General features: G+C 49.8%; 15 protein-coding genes and 7 pseudogenes. 13 read left to right on the top strand and 9 right to left on the bottom strand.

The features are described from left to right. Positions 1-110: 110 nt before the first annotated feature. Positions 111-2657, top strand: a complete 2547-nt coding sequence (gene cyaA, locus C1P89_RS19220; protein ID WP_000281680.1) for a class I adenylate cyclase — start codon at positions 111-113, stop codon at positions 2655-2657. Positions 2658-2696: 39 nt separating this feature from the next. On the opposite strand, the gene cyaY is transcribed toward cyaA, so the two are convergent. Together cyaY and C1P89_RS26370 are read right to left on the bottom strand one after the other, a co-directional pair. Continuing rightward, a complete protein-coding gene (gene cyaY, locus C1P89_RS19215; protein WP_000999947.1) occupies positions 2697-3017 on the bottom strand; it encodes an iron donor protein CyaY in 321 nt (106 codons plus the stop codon). Positions 3018-3142: 125 nt separating this feature from the next. Then, positions 3143-3321 (bottom strand): annotated as a pseudogene (locus C1P89_RS26370) (DKNYY family protein); the annotation flags it as partial. A gap of 115 nt (positions 3322-3436) precedes the next feature. On the opposite strand from C1P89_RS26370, the gene C1P89_RS19205 reads away from it, so the two are divergent. The 7 genes from C1P89_RS19205 to uvrD all read left to right on the top strand — a co-directional run bounded on the left by C1P89_RS19205 (position 3437) and on the right by uvrD (position 9257). Next, complete coding sequence (locus tag C1P89_RS19205; protein ID WP_000573102.1) at positions 3437-3634, top strand: hypothetical protein; 198 nt, start codon at positions 3437-3439, stop codon at positions 3632-3634. Next, entirely contained in the window at positions 3634-3837 is a 204-nt protein-coding gene (gene lptM / locus C1P89_RS19200; RefSeq protein ID WP_000799889.1) for an LPS translocon maturation chaperone LptM, read from the top strand. Before C1P89_RS19205 ends, lptM begins: the two co-directional genes overlap by 1 nt. A gap of 36 nt (positions 3838-3873) precedes the next feature. Then, positions 3874-4698: a diaminopimelate epimerase gene (gene dapF / locus C1P89_RS19195; RefSeq protein ID WP_001160654.1), complete on the top strand. Its 825-nt coding sequence runs from the start codon at positions 3874-3876 to the stop codon at positions 4696-4698. After that, positions 4695-5402 (top strand): DUF484 domain-containing protein, encoded by a 708-nt coding sequence (locus tag C1P89_RS19190; protein WP_000812796.1) that lies wholly within the window; start codon positions 4695-4697, stop codon positions 5400-5402. The genes dapF and C1P89_RS19190 overlap by 4 nt, the downstream gene beginning before the upstream one ends. Then, positions 5399-6295, top strand: coding sequence for a tyrosine recombinase XerC (gene xerC / locus C1P89_RS19185; protein ID WP_000130703.1), 897 nt, complete (start codon positions 5399-5401; stop codon positions 6293-6295). Before C1P89_RS19190 ends, xerC begins: the two co-directional genes overlap by 4 nt. Then, a complete protein-coding gene (gene yigB, locus C1P89_RS19180; RefSeq protein WP_001213584.1) occupies positions 6295-7011 on the top strand; it encodes a 5-amino-6-(5-phospho-D-ribitylamino)uracil phosphatase YigB in 717 nt (238 codons plus the stop codon). The genes xerC and yigB overlap by 1 nt, the downstream gene beginning before the upstream one ends. 83 nt (positions 7012-7094) lie before the next feature. Further along, positions 7095-9257 (top strand): DNA helicase II, encoded by a 2163-nt coding sequence (gene uvrD, locus C1P89_RS19175; RefSeq protein ID WP_000383407.1) that lies wholly within the window; start codon positions 7095-7097, stop codon positions 9255-9257. 54 nt (positions 9258-9311) lie between these two features. Here uvrD and C1P89_RS19170 read toward each other — a convergent pair whose 3' ends face one another. Continuing rightward, positions 9312-10214, bottom strand: coding sequence for an SAM hydrolase/SAM-dependent halogenase family protein (locus C1P89_RS19170; protein ID WP_000751617.1), 903 nt, complete (start codon positions 10212-10214; stop codon positions 9312-9314). Positions 10215-10296: 82 nt separating this feature from the next. Continuing rightward, a pseudogene (locus C1P89_RS19165) lies at positions 10297-10737 on the bottom strand (phosphodiester glycosidase family protein); the annotation flags it as partial. Between the two features lie 66 nt (positions 10738-10803). Here C1P89_RS19165 and C1P89_RS19160 point away from each other — a divergent pair. Next, a pseudogene (locus tag C1P89_RS19160) lies at positions 10804-12149 on the top strand (IS4-like element IS4 family transposase). Positions 12150-12162: 13 nt separating this feature from the next. Here C1P89_RS19160 and C1P89_RS19155 read toward each other — a convergent pair. Then, a pseudogene (locus C1P89_RS19155) lies at positions 12163-12498 on the bottom strand (phosphodiester glycosidase family protein); the annotation flags it as partial. Between the two features lie 161 nt (positions 12499-12659). Here C1P89_RS19155 and ysgD point away from each other — a divergent pair. Continuing rightward, positions 12660-12716 (top strand): protein YsgD, encoded by a 57-nt coding sequence (gene ysgD / locus C1P89_RS26075; protein WP_211180520.1) that lies wholly within the window; start codon positions 12660-12662, stop codon positions 12714-12716. Between the two features lie 151 nt (positions 12717-12867). Then, on the top strand, positions 12868-13818 hold the full coding sequence (corA, locus tag C1P89_RS19150; protein WP_000947159.1) for a magnesium/cobalt transporter CorA: 951 nt from the start codon (positions 12868-12870) through the stop codon (positions 13816-13818). A 53-nt stretch (positions 13819-13871) separates the two neighbouring features. Here corA and C1P89_RS19145 read toward each other — a convergent pair whose 3' ends face one another. The 4 genes and pseudogenes from C1P89_RS19145 to C1P89_RS19130 form a co-directional block, all read right to left on the bottom strand. After that, entirely contained in the window at positions 13872-14351 is a 480-nt protein-coding gene (locus tag C1P89_RS19145) for a DUF943 family protein (protein ID WP_000837561.1), read from the bottom strand. Further along, positions 14348-14967: pseudogene (locus C1P89_RS19140) on the bottom strand (YPO3983 family protein); the annotation flags it as partial. The pseudogene C1P89_RS19140 and the gene C1P89_RS19145, both read right to left, overlap by 4 nt. A 17-nt stretch (positions 14968-14984) precedes the next feature. Beyond that, a protein-coding gene (locus C1P89_RS19135) for an IS1-like element IS1A family transposase (protein ID WP_094096600.1) occupies positions 14985-15682 on the bottom strand; the annotation gives its coding sequence in 2 pieces (ribosomal slippage) (positions 14985-15433 and positions 15433-15682; 699 coding nt in all). A gap of 53 nt (positions 15683-15735) precedes the next feature. Continuing rightward, positions 15736-15969, bottom strand: a pseudogene (locus tag C1P89_RS19130) (DUF3289 family protein); the annotation flags it as partial. A 186-nt stretch (positions 15970-16155) separates the two neighbouring features. On the opposite strand from C1P89_RS19130, the pseudogene C1P89_RS19125 reads away from it, so the two are divergent. Beyond that, positions 16156-16302 (top strand): annotated as a pseudogene (locus C1P89_RS19125) (CorA family divalent cation transporter); the annotation flags it as partial. A gap of 625 nt (positions 16303-16927) precedes the next feature. Beyond that, a complete protein-coding gene (locus C1P89_RS19115) occupies positions 16928-17227 on the top strand; it encodes a hypothetical protein (RefSeq protein WP_000526430.1) in 300 nt (99 codons plus the stop codon). Positions 17228-17256 lie beyond the last annotated feature (29 nt).

Here is a 17256-nt window from a genome sequence, read left to right as displayed (position 1 = left end):
GAAAAGTGGTAACGGTTACCTTTGACATACGAAATATCCCGAATGCCGCGTGTTACCGTTGATGTTGGCGGAATCACAGTCATGACGGGTAGCAAATCAGGCGATACGTCTTGTACCTCTATATTGAGACTCTGAAACAGAGACTGGATGCCATAAATCAATTGCGTGTGGATCGCGCGCTTGCTGCTATGGGGCCTGCATTCCAACAGGTCTACAGTCTACTGCCGACATTGTTGCACTATCACCATCCGCTAATGCCGGGTTACCTTGATGGTAACGTTCCCAAAGGCATTTGCCTTTACACGCCTGATGAAACTCAACGCCACTACCTGAACGAGCTTGAACTGTATCGTGGAATGTCAGTACAGGATCCACCGAAAGGTGAGCTTCCAATTACTGGTGTATACACCATGGGCAGCACCTCGTCCGTAGGGCAAAGTTGTTCCTCTGACCTGGATATCTGGGTCTGTCATCAATCCTGGCTCGATAGCGAAGAGCGCCAGTTACTACAACGTAAATGCAGCCTGCTGGAAAGCTGGGCCGCCTCGCTGGGTGTGGAAGTCAGCTTCTTCCTGATTGATGAAAACCGCTTTCGTCATAATGAAAGCGGCAGCCTGGGGGGCGAAGATTGTGGCTCCACCCAGCATATACTGCTGCTTGACGAATTTTATCGTACCGCCGTGCGTCTCGCCGGTAAGCGTATTCTGTGGAATATGGTGCCGTGCGACGAAGAAGAGCATTACGACGACTATGTGATGACGCTTTACGCGCAGGGCGTGCTGACGCCAAATGAATGGCTGGATCTCGGTGGCTTAAGCTCGCTTTCTGCTGAAGAGTACTTTGGTGCCAGCCTTTGGCAGCTCTACAAGAGTATCGATTCCCCATACAAAGCGGTGCTGAAAACACTGCTGCTGGAAGCCTATTCCTGGGAATACCCGAACCCACGTCTGCTGGCGAAAGATATCAAACAGCGTTTGCACGACGGCGAGATTGTATCGTTTGGCCTCGATCCATACTGCATGATGCTGGAGCGTGTTACTGAATACCTGACGGCGATTGAAGATTTCACCCGTCTGGATTTAGTACGTCGCTGCTTCTATTTAAAAGTGTGCGAAAAACTCAGCCGTGAACGCGCCTGTGTAGGCTGGCGTCGCGCAGTGTTGAGCCAGTTAGTGAGCGAGTGGGGTTGGGACGAAGCTCGTCTGGCAATGCTCGATAACCGTGCTAACTGGAAGATTGATCAGGTGCGTGAGGCGCACAACGAGTTGCTCGACGCGATGATGCAGAGCTACCGTAATCTGATCCGCTTTGCGCGTCGCAATAACCTTAGCGTCTCCGCCAGTCCGCAGGATATCGGCGTGCTGACGCGTAAGCTGTATGCCGCGTTTGAAGCATTACCAGGTAAAGTGACGCTGGTAAACCCGCAGATTTCACCCGATCTCTCGGAACCGAATCTGACCTTTATTTATGTGCCGCCGGGCCGGGCTAACCGTTCAGGTTGGTATCTGTATAACCGCGCGCCAAATATTGAGTCGATCATCAGCCATCAGCCGCTGGAATATAACCGTTACCTGAATAAACTGGTGGCGTGGGCATGGTTTAACGGTCTGCTGACCTCGCGCACCCGTTTGTATATTAAAGGTAACGGCATTGTCGATTTGCCTAAGTTGCAGGAGATGGTCGCCGACGTGTCGCACCATTTCCCGCTGCGCTTACCTGCACCGACACCGAAGGCGCTCTACAGCCCGTGTGAGATCCGCCATCTGGCGATTATCGTTAACCTGGAATATGACCCGACAGCGGCGTTCCGCAATCAGGTGGTGCATTTTGATTTCCGTAAGCTGGATGTCTTCAGCTTTGGCGAGAATCAAAATTGCCTGGTAGGTAGCGTTGACCTGCTGTACCGCAACTCGTGGAACGAAGTGCGTACGCTGCACTTCAACGGCGAGCAATCGATGATCGAAGCCCTGAAAACTATTCTCGGCAAAATGCATCAGGACGCCGCACCGCCAGATAGCGTGGAAGTCTTCTGTTATAGCCAGCATCTGCGCGGGTTAATCCGTACTCGCGTGCAGCAACTGGTTTCTGAGTGTATTGAACTGCGCCTTTCCAGCACCCGCCAGGAAACCGGGCGTTTCAAGGCGCTGCGCGTTTCTGGTCAAACCTGGGGCTTGTTCTTCGAACGCCTGAATGTATCGGTACAGAAGCTGGAGAACGCCATCGAGTTTTATGGCGCTATTTCGCATAACAAACTGCACGGCCTGTCAGTGCAGGTTGAAACCAATCACGTCAAATTACCGGCGGTGGTGGACGGCTTTGCTAGTGAAGGGATCATCCAGTTCTTCTTCGAAGAAACGCAAGACGAGAATGGCTTTAATATCTACATTCTTGACGAAAGCAACCGGGTTGAGGTGTATCACCACTGCGAAGGCAGCAAAGAGGAACTGGTGCGTGACGTCAGTCGCTTCTACTCGTCATCGCACGACCGCTTCACCTACGGCTCAAGCTTCATCAACTTCAACCTGCCGCAGTTCTATCAGATTGTGAAGGTTGATGGTCGTGAACAGGTGATTCCGTTCCGCACAAAATCTATCGGTAACATGCCGCCTGCCAATCAGGATCACGATACGCCGCTATTACAGCAATATTTTTCGTGATGAACGTGCCGGAAAGCGAGGCTTATCCGGCATGCAATCTTAGCGGAAACTGACTGTTTCACCCGCCTGCTGCGTCGCCGCCTGTTCCAGCAAATCCCAGAAGGTTTCGCCGCTGCGATCGCAAATCCACTCATCGCCTTTCAGATCAAAATGGTAGCCGCCTTGTTTGGTTGCCAGCCATACCTGGTGCAGCGGTTCCTGGCGGTTGATAATGATTTTGCTGCCGTTTTCAAAGGTAATGGTCAGCACGCCGCCGTTGATTTCGCAGTCGATATCGCTGTCGCCATCCCAGTCGTCCAGGCGTTCTTCAATGGTCAGCCAGAGTTGATCAGCCAGGCGATGAAATTCACTGTCGTTCATTGTTGTATCCTGTTTTTAAGTGATGGCGGCAGTATAGCGGCATGGGGTCAGGGCTTCAAAGTTTGCACCTCTGCGGCTGCGTTCCGGCACGATTCATCCGTCACCGGAATAATGATGTCTCTGTGTAGCGAAAGATTTGTCTCTTCATTAGGGCGCAGTTACACCACGCCTTTCCCTGTTTCTGGTAAACATTATGATCAGGTTTACCGAGCGAGCATCCTCACGCTGACGGAACTAAAAAAGACAACAAACAAACCACATTGCGATAGTGCATAGAGCCATCCTGGCGCGAGGTGCCGATCACGAAACTACCAGCAAAACATAAATCCCCACGAGTAAGCGTTATACTCGCAGCATTTCCTCACTTTTCAGACTTCATAAAGAGTCGCTAAACGCTTGCTTTTACGTCTTCTCCTGCGATGATAGAAAGCAGAAAGCAGAAAGCAGAAAGCAGAAAGCAGAAAGCAGAAAGCAGAAAGCAGAAAGCAGAAAGCAGAAAGCAGAAAGCAGAAAGCAGAAAGCAGAAAGCAGAAAGCAGAAAGCAGAAAGCAGAAAGCAGAAAGCAGAAAGCAGAAAGCAGAAAGCAGAAAGCGATGAACTTTACAGGCAATCCATAATGAAAAACGTGTTTAAGGCACTCACTGTATTACTTACTCTCTTCAGCCTGACGGGCTGCGGTCTGAAAGGTCCGCTCTATTTCCCGCCTGCAGATAAAAACGCACCGCCGCCGACCAAACCGGTAGAGACGCAAACGCAATCCACGGTGCCGGATAAAAACGATCGCGCCACTGGCGATGGTCCATCCCAGGTGAATTACTAAAAGTCAGTTTCTGTACCCGCGTGATTGGAGTAAATGATGCAGTTCTCGAAAATGCATGGCCTTGGCAACGATTTTATGGTCGTCGACGCGGTAACGCAGAATGTCTTTTTTTCACCGGAGCTGATTCGTCGCCTGGCTGATCGACACCTGGGGGTAGGGTTTGACCAACTGCTGGTGGTTGAGCCGCCGTATGATCCTGAACTGGATTTTCACTATCGCATTTTCAATGCTGATGGCAGTGAAGTGGCGCAGTGCGGCAACGGTGCGCGCTGCTTTGCCCGTTTTGTGCGTCTGAAAGGACTGACCAATAAGCGTGATATCCGCGTCAGCACCGCCAACGGGCGGATGGTTCTGACCGTCACCGATGATGATCTGGTCCGCGTAAATATGGGCGAACCCAACTTCGAACCTTCCGCCGTGCCGTTTCGCGCTAACAAAGCGGAAAAGACCTATATTATGCGCGCCGCCGAGCAGACAATCTTATGCGGCGTGGTGTCGATGGGAAATCCGCATTGCGTGATTCAGGTCGATGATGTCGATACCGCGGCGGTAGAAACGCTTGGTCCTGTTCTGGAAAGCCACGAGCGTTTTCCGGAGCGCGCCAATATCGGTTTTATGCAAGTGGTTAAGCGCGAGCATATTCGTTTACGCGTTTATGAGCGTGGGGCAGGAGAAACCCAGGCCTGCGGCAGCGGCGCGTGTGCGGCGGTTGCAGTAGGGATTCAGCAAGGTTTGCTGGCCGAAGAAGTACGCGTGGAACTCCCCGGCGGTCGTCTTGATATCGCCTGGAAAGGTCCGGGTCACCCGTTATATATGACTGGCCCGGCGGTACATGTCTACGACGGATTTATTCATCTATGAAGCAACCAGGGGAAGAACTGCAGGAAACACTCACGGAGCTTGATGACCGGGCGGTTGTCGATTATCTGATTAAAAATCCTGAGTTTTTTATCCGTAATGCGCGCGCAGTAGAAGCGATACGTGTGCCGCATCCGGTACGCGGCACCGTTTCGTTGGTCGAGTGGCACATGGCCCGCGCACGTAATCATATTCATGTTCTGGAAGAGAACATGGCGCTGTTGATGGAACAGGCTATCGCCAACGAAGGCCTGTTTTATCGCCTACTCTACCTGCAGCGCAGTCTCACCGCCGCCAGCAGTCTCGACGATATGCTGATGCGCTTTCACCGCTGGGCGCGCGATCTCGGCCTGGCAGGTGCGAGTCTGCGCCTGTTTCCGGATCGCTGGCGCTTAGGTGCGCCGTCGAACCACACTCATCTGGCATTAAGCCGTCAGTCTTTCGAACCGCTGCGTATTCAGCGTTTGGGGCAGGAACAGCACTATCTTGGGCCGCTTAACGGACCAGAGCTGCTGGTGGTGCTACCGGAAGCGAAAGCGGTGGGATCGGTGGCGATGTCGATGCTGGGAAGCGATGCTGATTTGGGTGTCGTGCTGTTTACCAGTCGCGATGCCAGTCACTATCAACAAGGGCAGGGAACGCAGTTACTTCATGAAATTGCGCTGATGTTGCCGGAGCTTCTGGAGCGTTGGATTGAACGCGTATGACCGATTTACACACCGATGTAGAACGCTACCTACGTTATCTGAGCGTGGAGCGCCAGCTTAGCCCGATAACCCTGCTTAACTACCAGCGTCAGCTTGAGGCGATCATCAATTTTGCCAGCGAAAACGTCCTGCAAAGCTGGCAGCAATGTGATGTGACGATGGTGCGCAATTTTGCTGTACGCAGTCGCCGTAAAGGGCTGGGAGCAGCAAGCCTCGCGTTACGGCTTTCTGCGCTACGTAGCTTTTTTGACTGGCTGGTCAGCCAGAACGAACTCAAAGCTAACCCGGCGAAAGGTGTTTCGGCACCGAAAGCGCCGCGTCATCTGCCGAAAAATATCGACGTCGACGATATGAATCGGCTGCTGGACATTGATATCAACGATCCCCTCGCTGTACGCGACCGTGCAATGCTGGAAGTGATGTACGGCGCGGGTCTGCGTCTTTCCGAGCTGGTGGGGCTGGATATCAAACACCTCGACCTGGAGTCTGGTGAAGTGTGGGTAATGGGGAAAGGCAGCAAAGAGCGCCGCCTGCCGATTGGTCGCAACGCTGTGGCGTGGATTGAGCACTGGCTTGATTTGCGCGACCTGTTTGGTAGCGAAGACGACGCGCTTTTTCTGTCGAAACTGGGCAAGCGTATCTCCGCGCGTAATGTGCAGAAACGCTTTGCCGAATGGGGCATAAAACAAGGGCTGAATAATCACGTTCATCCGCATAAATTACGTCACTCGTTCGCCACGCATATGCTGGAGTCGAGCGGCGATCTTCGTGGTGTGCAGGAGCTGCTGGGTCATGCCAACCTCTCCACCACGCAAATCTATACTCATCTTGATTTTCAACACCTTGCCTCGGTGTACGATGCGGCGCATCCACGCGCCAAACGGGGGAAATAATGCGTTTTTACCGGCCTTTGGGGCGCATCTCGGCGCTCACCTTTGACCTGGATGATACCCTTTACGATAACCGTCCGGTGATTTTGCGCACCGAGCGAGAGGCGCTTACCTTTGTGCAAAATTATCATCCGGCGCTGCGCAGCTTCCAGAATGAAGATCTGCAACGCCTGCGCCAGGCGGTACGGGAAGCGGAACCCGAGATTTATCACGACGTGACGCGTTGGCGTTTTCGTTCGATTGAACAAGCGATGCTCGACGCCGGGCTGAGTGCCGAAGAAGCCAGTGCAGGCGCACACGCAGCAATGATTAACTTTGCCAAATGGCGCAGCCGAATCGACGTCCCGCAGCAAACTCACGACACCTTAAAACAGCTGGCGAAGAAATGGCCGCTGGTGGCGATCACCAACGGTAACGCCCAGCCGGAACTGTTTGGTTTGGGGGATTATTTTGAGTTTGTGCTGCGCGCTGGCCCGCACGGGCGCTCAAAACCGTTCAGCGATATGTACTTTTTGGCTGCGGAAAAACTCAACGTGCCGATCGGCGAGATCTTACATGTTGGGGACGATCTCACCACTGACGTGGGTGGGGCAATTCGCAGCGGAATGCAGGCTTGTTGGATCAGACCGGAAAATGGCGATCTGATGCAAACCTGGGACAGCCGTTTACTGCCGCATCTGGAAATTTCCCGGTTGGCATCTCTGACCTCGCTGATATAATCAGTAAATCTGTATATATACCCAGCTTTTTGGCGGAGGGCGTTGCGCTTCTCCGCCCAACCTATTTTTACGCGGCGGTGCCAATGGACGTTTCTTACCTGCTCGACAGCCTTAATGACAAACAGCGCGAAGCGGTGGCCGCGCCACGCAGCAACCTTCTGGTGCTGGCGGGCGCGGGCAGTGGTAAGACGCGCGTACTGGTGCATCGTATCGCCTGGCTGATGAGCGTGGAAAACTGCTCGCCATACTCGATTATGGCTGTGACGTTTACCAACAAAGCGGCGGCGGAGATGCGTCATCGTATCGGGCAACTGATGGGCACCAGCCAGGGCGGCATGTGGGTCGGCACCTTCCACGGGCTGGCGCACCGTTTGCTGCGTGCGCACCATATGGACGCCAATCTACCGCAGGATTTCCAGATCCTCGACAGTGAAGACCAGCTACGCCTGCTTAAGCGTCTGATCAAAGCCATGAACCTCGACGAGAAGCAGTGGCCGCCGCGCCAGGCAATGTGGTACATCAACAGCCAGAAAGATGAAGGCCTGCGTCCGCATCATATTCAAAGCTACGGTAATCCGGTGGAGCAGACCTGGCAGAAGGTGTATCAGGCGTATCAGGAAGCGTGCGATCGTGCGGGCCTGGTGGACTTCGCCGAGCTGCTGCTGCGCGCTCACGAGTTGTGGCTTAACAAGCCGCATATCCTGCAACACTACCGCGAACGTTTTACCAACATCCTGGTGGACGAATTCCAGGATACCAACAACATTCAGTACGCGTGGATCCGCCTGCTGGCGGGCGATACCGGCAAAGTGATGATCGTTGGCGATGACGACCAGTCAATCTACGGCTGGCGCGGGGCGCAGGTAGAGAATATTCAGCGTTTCCTCAATGATTTCCCCGGTGCTGAAACTATCCGTCTGGAGCAGAACTACCGCTCTACCAGCAATATTCTGAGCGCCGCGAACGCCCTGATTGAAAACAACAACGGGCGTCTGGGTAAAAAACTGTGGACCGATGGCGCGGACGGTGAGCCTATTTCCCTCTATTGCGCTTTTAACGAACTCGACGAAGCGCGTTTTGTGGTTAACCGCATCAAAACCTGGCAGGACAACGGCGGGGCGCTTGCCGAGTGCGCCATTCTCTACCGCAGTAACGCCCAGTCGCGTGTACTGGAAGAAGCACTGTTGCAGGCCAGTATGCCGTACCGTATTTACGGCGGGATGCGCTTCTTCGAACGCCAGGAAATCAAAGACGCGCTCTCGTATCTGCGTCTGATTGCCAACCGTAACGACGACGCGGCGTTTGAGCGCGTGGTGAATACGCCAACGCGGGGTATTGGTGACCGGACGCTGGACGTGGTACGTCAGACATCGCGCGATCGCCAGTTAACACTCTGGCAGGCATGTCGTGAACTGTTGCAGGAAAAAGCCCTCGCCGGGCGAGCTGCCAGCGCCTTGCAGCGATTTATGGAATTAATCGATGCCTTAGCGCAAGAAACTGCCGATATGCCGCTGCATGTACAGACTGACCGGGTAATTAAAGACTCCGGCCTGCGTACCATGTACGAGCAGGAGAAGGGCGAAAAAGGTCAGACGCGTATCGAAAACTTAGAGGAACTGGTGACGGCAACGCGCCAGTTCAGCTACAACGAAGAAGACGAAGATTTAATGCCGCTGCAGGCGTTCCTCTCCCATGCGGCACTGGAAGCAGGTGAAGGGCAGGCGGATACTTGGCAGGATGCGGTGCAGTTGATGACGCTACACTCGGCGAAAGGGCTGGAGTTCCCGCAGGTGTTTATCGTCGGTATGGAAGAGGGCATGTTCCCAAGCCAGATGTCGCTGGATGAAGGCGGACGTCTGGAAGAAGAACGCCGTCTGGCCTACGTTGGCGTAACCCGTGCGATGCAGAAACTGACGCTGACCTACGCGGAAACTCGCCGTCTGTATGGCAAAGAGGTTTACCATCGCCCGTCGCGCTTTATCGGCGAGCTGCCGGAAGAGTGTGTGGAAGAGGTGCGCCTGCGCGCCACGGTAAGCCGCCCGGTTAGCCATCAGCGGATGGGTACGCCGATGGTCGAGAACGACAGCGGCTACAAACTCGGCCAGCGCGTGCGCCACGCTAAGTTTGGTGAAGGCACCATCGTCAATATGGAAGGCAGCGGTGAACATAGCCGTTTGCAGGTGGCATTCCAGGGCCAGGGAATCAAATGGCTGGTGGCGGCTTACGCCCGGCTGGAGACGGTGTAATTTACAACTCCGTTGCAGGATGCGGTGCGCCACACCGCATCCTGCATCAGCACCTTACTTAGCGCACTTCTTCACATCAATATTCCAGTCAGCACCAGACGCAACTTGATGTTTCTGCGCGAAATTATCCATATTGAGCGCCACGGAAACATTCAATAAGCTGTTTAGATACACCATCGGCTGGCCTTCCGGCACATCGCCGAAGCTTGCGACATACGGCATTTTCCCTGCGTATTTTTGCTGGGAACCTTCGGAAATGGTTACACACAACGTGTCGTTGAGTTTGATTCCTGCCTGATTCAGCAACTCGTCGCTGATATTGCTCCAGACGTTGCCGTACTGAATATCGAGAATCGGGATATTGCCCTTCACTTCACCTTTTGTTGCTTTGGCTTTCTGATAAGAAAGTTCGACAACTTTTGCAGGAAGCTCTGGCCCCACCTGTTCGAACGTGATCGCTCCGGAAGCCAGGCGTGCACCGGTGTAGGCATACACGTCACGACCGTGGAAGGTATATGACTTTTCGGAACCTTTCAGGCGGTTGGTTTTTTCATCGATTTGCCGGACGCTCTCAATACCCAGCGATTCCGCCACCAAAGTGAGCGTACCGTTATCTGGTGAAACGAAGTATTGACCGTTTTTGGTTTTTAGCACTACCGATTTACGGTCTGTACCAACACCAGGATCGACCACACTGACAAATACCGAACCTTGCGGCCAGTAACTGGCGGTCTGATACAGGCGGTAAGCGCCTTCCCAGATGTTATACGGTGGAATTTCGTGTGTTAAATCAAATATTTTAAGATTATGGTCAACACCGAATGCGACCCCTTTCATCGCCGAGACGGCACCATCTTTCAGGCTAAAATCAGTTTGTAAAATCAAAGCGTTATCCGCATAAGCGGATGATGATCCCAGACACGTTAATAAAAATAACGTTGCGAGCGTTTTTTTCATTTTTGTTTCCCTTCATTTATCTGATGATTTTTCAGCTGTGTAGCCAGCCCCAGTTTGTCTGGCCTCCTCGAGTGTACAATGCTTAACCTTTCCTCTCGACGGAAATCATGGTGACAAAAGGATAGCGTTGCCACGGGATTGCCCCGCCTTTCATATACATATGTGAAATCGTGCCATCAAGATAAAGCAGCTGCTCAACGTTCAGTTTCGCTTTGGCATAACAGGCAAAATCATAAAAATTTGTCGCCTGCTGGCTCAACAAAAACACGGCATTCCCATGTTTATTAATCCCAACACCGTTACGAATTTTACGTGAGGCGACGTTGGGATGAATACGCGGATTAATTACACTGTTTTCCATCAACATTGGCCCTGACTGCACCGCAAACTGAATCTCTTTACTGGTTTTGAAGGCATCCAGACGAACGATGTCGACTTTATCTCCCGCGACATAAAACACGCCGCCAGGACGGATAAAGAAATTCCCTTCACCTGAAGCGAGATTTAACGCCACCTTCTGCTGTAATGCCGATCAGTTAAGGATCAGTTGACCGATCCAGTGGCTGTGTAAGAATCCGGAAACGCTCACTTGTTTCCGGATTTTTTTATGCACATTGGACAGGCTCTTGATCTGGTATCCCGTTACGATTCTCTGCGTAACCCACTGACTTCTCTGGGGGATTACCTCGACCCCGAACTCATCTCTCGTTGCCTTGCCGAATCAGGTACTGTAACGCTACGCAAGCGCCGTCTTCCCTCGAAATGATGGTCTGGTGTATTGTTGGCATGGCGCTTGAGCGTAAAGAACCTCTTCACCAGATTGTGAATCGCCTGGACATCATGCTGCCGGGCAATCGCCCCTTCGTTGCCCCCAGTGCCGTTATTCAGGCCCGCCAGCGCCTGGGAAGTGAGGCTGTCCGCCGCGTGTTCACGAAAACAGCGCAGCTCTGGCATAACGCCACGCCGCATCCGCACTGGTGCGGCCTGACCCTGCTGGCCATCGATGGTGTGTTCTGGCGCACACCGGATACACCAGAGAACGATGCAGCCTTCCCCCGCCAGACACATGCCGGGAACCCGGCGCTCTACCCGCAGGTCAAAATGGTCTGCCAGATGGAACTGACCAGCCATCTGCTGACGGCTGCAGCCTTCGGCACGATGAAGAACAGCGAAAATGAGCTTGCTGAGCAACTTATAGAACAAACCGGCGATAACACTCTGACGTTAATGGATAAAGGTTATTACTCACTGGGACTGTTAAATGCCTGGAGCCTGGCGGGAGAACACCGCCACTGGATGATACCTCTCAGAAAGGGAGCGCAATATGAAGAGCTCAGAAAACTGGGTAAAGGCGATCATCTGGTGAAGCTGAAAACCAGCCCGCAGGCACGAAAAAAGTGGCCGGGACTGGGAAATGAAGTGACAGCCCGCCTGCTGACCGTGACGCGCAAAGGAAAAGTCTGCCATCTGCTGACGTCGATGACGGACGCCATGCGCTTCCCCGGAGGAGAAATGGCGGATCTGTACAGTCATCGCTGGGAAATCGAACTGGGATACAGGGAGATAAAACAGACGATGCAACTGAGCAGGCTGACGCTGAGAAGTAAAAAGCCGGAGCTTGTGGAGCAAGAGCTGTGGGGTGTCTTACTGGCTTATAATCTGGTGAGATATCAGATGATTAAAATGGCGGAACATCTGAAAGGTTACTGGCCGAATCAACTGAGTTTCTCAGAATCATGCGGAATGGTGATGAGAATGCTGATGACATTGCAGGGCGCTTCACCGGGACGTATACCGGAGCTGATGCGCGATCTTGCAAGTATGGGACAACTTGTGAAATTACCGACGAGAAGGGAAAGGGCCTTCCCGAGAGTGGTAAAGGAGAGGCCCTGGAAATACCCCACAGCCCCGAAAAAGAGCCAGTCAGTTGCTTAACTGACTGGCATTACACCTTCTGCTGACCGTTTTCGATGTACAAACCGAGCGGCGCATAGCTTTCATCATAGATGCCGCCGTTCATCGCCATCTGCACCTGACCCTGACTATTCATATCCACCAGCAGAGCATGTAAAGTTCCCCACGCTTCGCCATTGGCTTTTTGCCAGTACATTTTCACCCGCTCTGTTTGAGGATTAACGGTATACGCCTGTACGGTCAGCATCGGATCTGAGAGTGCGCAATCATCAGCGGCAACAGCAAACAAGGGAAGTAAGGTGAGGGCGAGAAAAATCCGTTTGAGATTCAAGGTGATCATTCCTTTACCAATGAGTAGCCGATGCGCCATTATAGGTCCTGGATGTTGGATTTTTTTATCCTGTTAGCGACCTTGACGAGTACCAAAAAGCGCGAAGTTCAACTATTGTTCTGTGGTGTTCTGTTGCGTGTTGACGGCAAAATTTTGCTGGCGTAACATGCGCGCACGATCACTCTAAGAGGACATTCGCCTTGGACACACCCAGTAGATACTGGCTCACTATCCTGTCATCCAGGATCAACTCCTAAGGCTATCCCTTTTTGCTGATAGCCTTAGCGGTTGTCAGCGACCTCAATTTTTCCCGTCGCGCTGAGTCAGGCTGTTTAATGGTCTGAAACCCAATTTGTTTCTGTGTGCCCACCGAACTGTCCGATATTTTAAGCATTGGGAGTCCCGGTCATGCTGAGCGCATTTCAACTGGAAAATAACCGACTGACCCGGCTGGAAGTCGAAGAGTCACAACCCCTTGTAAATGCAGTATGGATTGATCTTGTCGAACCGGACGACGACGAGCGACTGCGCGTACAATCTGAACTTGGCCAGAGCCTGGCAACCCGCCCGGAACTGGAAGACATCGAAGCATCGGCACGTTTCTTTGAAGACGACGACGGCCTGCATATTCACTCCTTCTTCTTCTTTGAAGATGCGGAAGATCACGCCGGTAACTCCACTGTGGCATTTACCATCCGTGATGGTCGTCTGTTTACTCTGCGTGAGCGTGAACTGCCCGCTTTTCGTCTGTATCGTATGCGTGCCCGTAGCCAGTCGATGGTAGACGGTAACGCCTACGAGCTGCTGCTGGATCTGTTCGAAACCAAAATCGAACAGTTGGCAGATGAAATTGAAAATATCTATAGCGACCTGGAGCAGTTGAGCCGGGTGATTATGGAAGGGCATCAGGGCGATGAGTACGACGAGGCGCTCTCCACTCTGGCGGAACTGGAAGATATCGGCTGGAAAGTTCGCCTGTGTCTGATGGATACCCAGCGCGCGCTCAACTTCCTGGTGCGTAAAGCGCGTTTACCGGGTGGGCAACTGGAGCAGGCGCGTGAAATCCTGCGAGATATCGAATCCCTGCTGCCGCATAACGAATCCCTGTTCCAGAAGGTGAACTTCCTGATGCAGGCGGCGATGGGTTTTATCAACATCGAGCAGAACCGCATCATCAAAATCTTCTCGGTGGTATCCGTGGTATTCCTGCCGCCGACGCTCGTTGCTTCCAGCTATGGGATGAACTTTGAGTTTATGCCAGAACTGAAGTGGAGTTTCGGCTACCCAGGCGCGATTATCTTTATGATCCTCGCGGGCCTGGCACCGTATCTGTACTTTAAGCGCAAGAACTGGCTGTAATATGAGTGCCGGATAAAGCTATTTTTTTATCCGGCTTATTTCTAAAAATTGTCTTATTTAAAGTCATGCGGATTGAAAACTCGCTCTATTTTATTTTCTTGTGTTAATTGATACTCAGTAAAATCGTTAATACCAATATGAGTGTTACGATAAGGGTATTCATTAATAACCATTAAGTAATTTTTCACGATGCAATTATCATTGCTCTTAATTGTCGGGAAACAGTAGAGATCTTCATACGGCCCTTCGATATATTTTTTATAGTCAGTGAAGCCATTACCGATATCAATGACATACCAGGTATGCCAACTACCTTCTGGTAGGGGATGTTGATTTTTAATTTCATTCTGATGCTTCAGATACCAATTTATTTTATCGCTGTCAGTCCATGGCAGATGATCAACGACCAGAAAGACTGAATTGCCAGCATCAGAGTATGTATACAAAATCTGTACAGGACGCAATGTCCATAAATTATAGATGCAGCATAGAAGAAATAAACATAATATAATTTTCTGGAGTTTGCTTTTCATAGATAATTTTCGATTCTTTCGATAGTGTTAAAATTGGTGAAAAAAGGTTTGAAAGCAAAGTCTTTATGCCGTTGTAAAAAGAACCATATGCGAAAAAATCTATATTTGCTGTAAGTCTTGTTTTTGATATCAGTTACATCAAGACCGAAGTGGTCCTGTGCTACAAAATGAATTGTTGCACTCCATCCTATAGCGTATTTTTGAAAACTTAAAAGAGATATTTTTTGAGCTGAAATATCATGAACACTGATTCCTAAGCCATTAAAACTGTCCTCGAAGTCATTAAATTTATTTAGTCTTGATGAAAGTAATTTGGTTTTAATGCTTTGCAGGATAAGAGGTTGGTATCCTGTCGAGGGAGTTGAATTAATGCCATTTTCGATACATTCTTTGATTATTCGTATTGGACTATTATAACCATATTTATTTTTTCATGAAAAGATAAATTTAATTGTTGGCTATGAAAATTGCTGCCATTTCCATATCTAAAATGTTCAATCAGATCTTCGATAAGTGTTTTATATTGTCCAAAAAAGGAAAACATTTTTGCTAGTTCTTTCATTTCTGCAAATAAAATATCAGTGCATTCACGTTGTGATATTTTTGTTCCGGAACTTGGGTAATGACTCCAACTTATTGATAGTGTTTTATGTTCAGATAATGCCCGATGACTTTGTCATGCAGCTCCACCGATTTTGAGAACGACAGCGACTTCCGTCCCAGCCGTGCCAGGTGCTGCCTCAAATTCAGGTTATGCCGCTCAATTCGCTGCGTATATCGCTTGCTGATTACGTGCAGCTTTCCCTTCAGGCGGGATTCATACAGCGGCCAGCCATCCGTCATCCATATCACCACGTCAAAGGGTGACAGCAGGCTCATAAGACGCCCCAGCGTCGCCATAGTGCGTTCACCGAATACGTGCGCAACAACCGTCTTCCGGAGACTGTCATACGCGTAAAACAGCCAGCGCTGGCGCGATTTAGCCCCGACATAGCCCCACTGTTCGTCCATTTCCGCGCAGACGATGACGTCACTGCCCGGCTGTATGCGCGAGGTTACCGACTGCGGCCTGAGTTTTTTAAGTGACGTAAAATCGTGTTGAGGCCAACGCCCATAATGCGTGCAGTTGCCCGGCATCCAACGCCATTCATGGCCATATCAATGATTTTCTGGTGCGTACCGGGTTGAGAAGCGGTGTAAGTGAACTGCAGTTGCCATGTTTTACGGCAGTGAGAGCAGAGATAGCGCTGATGTCCGGCAGTGCTTTTGCCGTTACGCACCACCCCGTCAGTAGCTGAACAGGAGGGACAGCTGATAGAAACAGAAGCCACTGGAGCACCTCAAAAACACCATCATACACTAAATCAGTAAGTTGGCAGCATCACCCGGAACTTGAGGCACTAAAAGCAACATTAATAGAACCTGGGCCAGGGAAATGGTATTTAATAAGTCTGTAAGGATCAACTTTTGCTGAGATATCGCTTAGGCCGAGTGAGAGAAAGTCTTGTTCTACCATATCACCATATTGCATATCATCAGCAGAAAAATCATCGAATAAACTAATAGTTTCGAAAAGTGTACAGGGAATATTAATTGGCGGAAGTAATATGTTATTCATTTGCATTTGCCTTGGTTATATTTAAGCTCAAGATCAATTCGAGAACAAATGCTAGGGTAAAAAAATATTTAAAAAAGAAGTACACTTCACATTTTTTCATTACATCTCTGAAGAGAACCTCGTTAATGATTGGTCTTGCTCATTGTTAATAACAAAATGTTGAATTTACCGATTAGGAAACTTTTTCCTACGCGGATTGCCTCCAGCTATGGCATGAACTTTGAGTTTATGCCAGAACTGAAGTGGAGCTTTGGCTACCCTGGCGCGATTATCTTTATGATCCTTGCGGGCCTGACACCGTATCTGTACTTTAAGCGTAAGAACTGGCTGTAACTATACGATGTCGCTGTGAGTAAGTTAGTGTGCTGACAGCGACATTTTAGCCGAGGGAATCGCAGATAACATAATTGTTGTGAATAATATCCATGCCACGTTGAGTTGGACGCTTAATGACTCACATCTCACCCCTTCAATTGCTGCAGAGATAATAGAAAAAAGTGTCAAACCCAATGAAATCAATACAAAGTAGATTGCCTTACATCCAGTATCTCTTATTCTTTTTGCTCCAATATTGATATTTACATAGGTATTATTAATAACCAGAATAAAACTCAAAGCCAGGTTGATATCATTCAAAGTTATTAATATTGACCATGATGTTAATGTATAGATTATGAACTGAAAGCGTGATAAACGCTCAAGCCTGGATGGGTAGAATATATTTCTGATGGATGATTTGAACATTTTTACATTGTTTTATATATATAATTGTTTTGAATATATATTACCTGAATTATGTGGTTTGCATATATATATGCAATATAGCAGTCTTTGCATTGATAACTATACAGTAGTAATTTAGAGTGTGTAAGTTTTTATTGATGGGGTATATTTTAATTAAATATAATTGAAATGTATTTTTATTCTATAAACAATATCTTGGGTGAATGGATTCTATATGGGAAATGGTAACTTTTGGCAGTTGTTCTTGGGTAAAGAACCTTACAGCAAAAAATCTGATTTTGTTAAGGCATGGTTATTGTGGTGGGCTATTACCATCCTTGTTCTATTTATTTTAAGCCTGACTACGACATTAAATTTAAGAAGTATAGGTATAGGGTTAAGTTTTGGGTTTTGTCAAATCCTTGGTAGATATACGATGTCTCTAGGATGGAGTAAGTACTGGGGAGTTTTGGGGGTATTTCCTGTAACAAATATTGTTCTTTTTCTTATCTTAATTTTTTTCAAAAAAAGATAAATAAGTCAGTGGGTAGGCTCTTTAAACGG

It is taken from the genome of Shigella sonnei (assembly GCF_002950395.1).
Classification (GTDB): domain Bacteria; phylum Pseudomonadota; class Gammaproteobacteria; order Enterobacterales; family Enterobacteriaceae; genus ECMA0423.
Note: the sequence above shows the minus strand (reverse complement) of the source record. Positions and strands in the feature narration are given on the sequence as shown.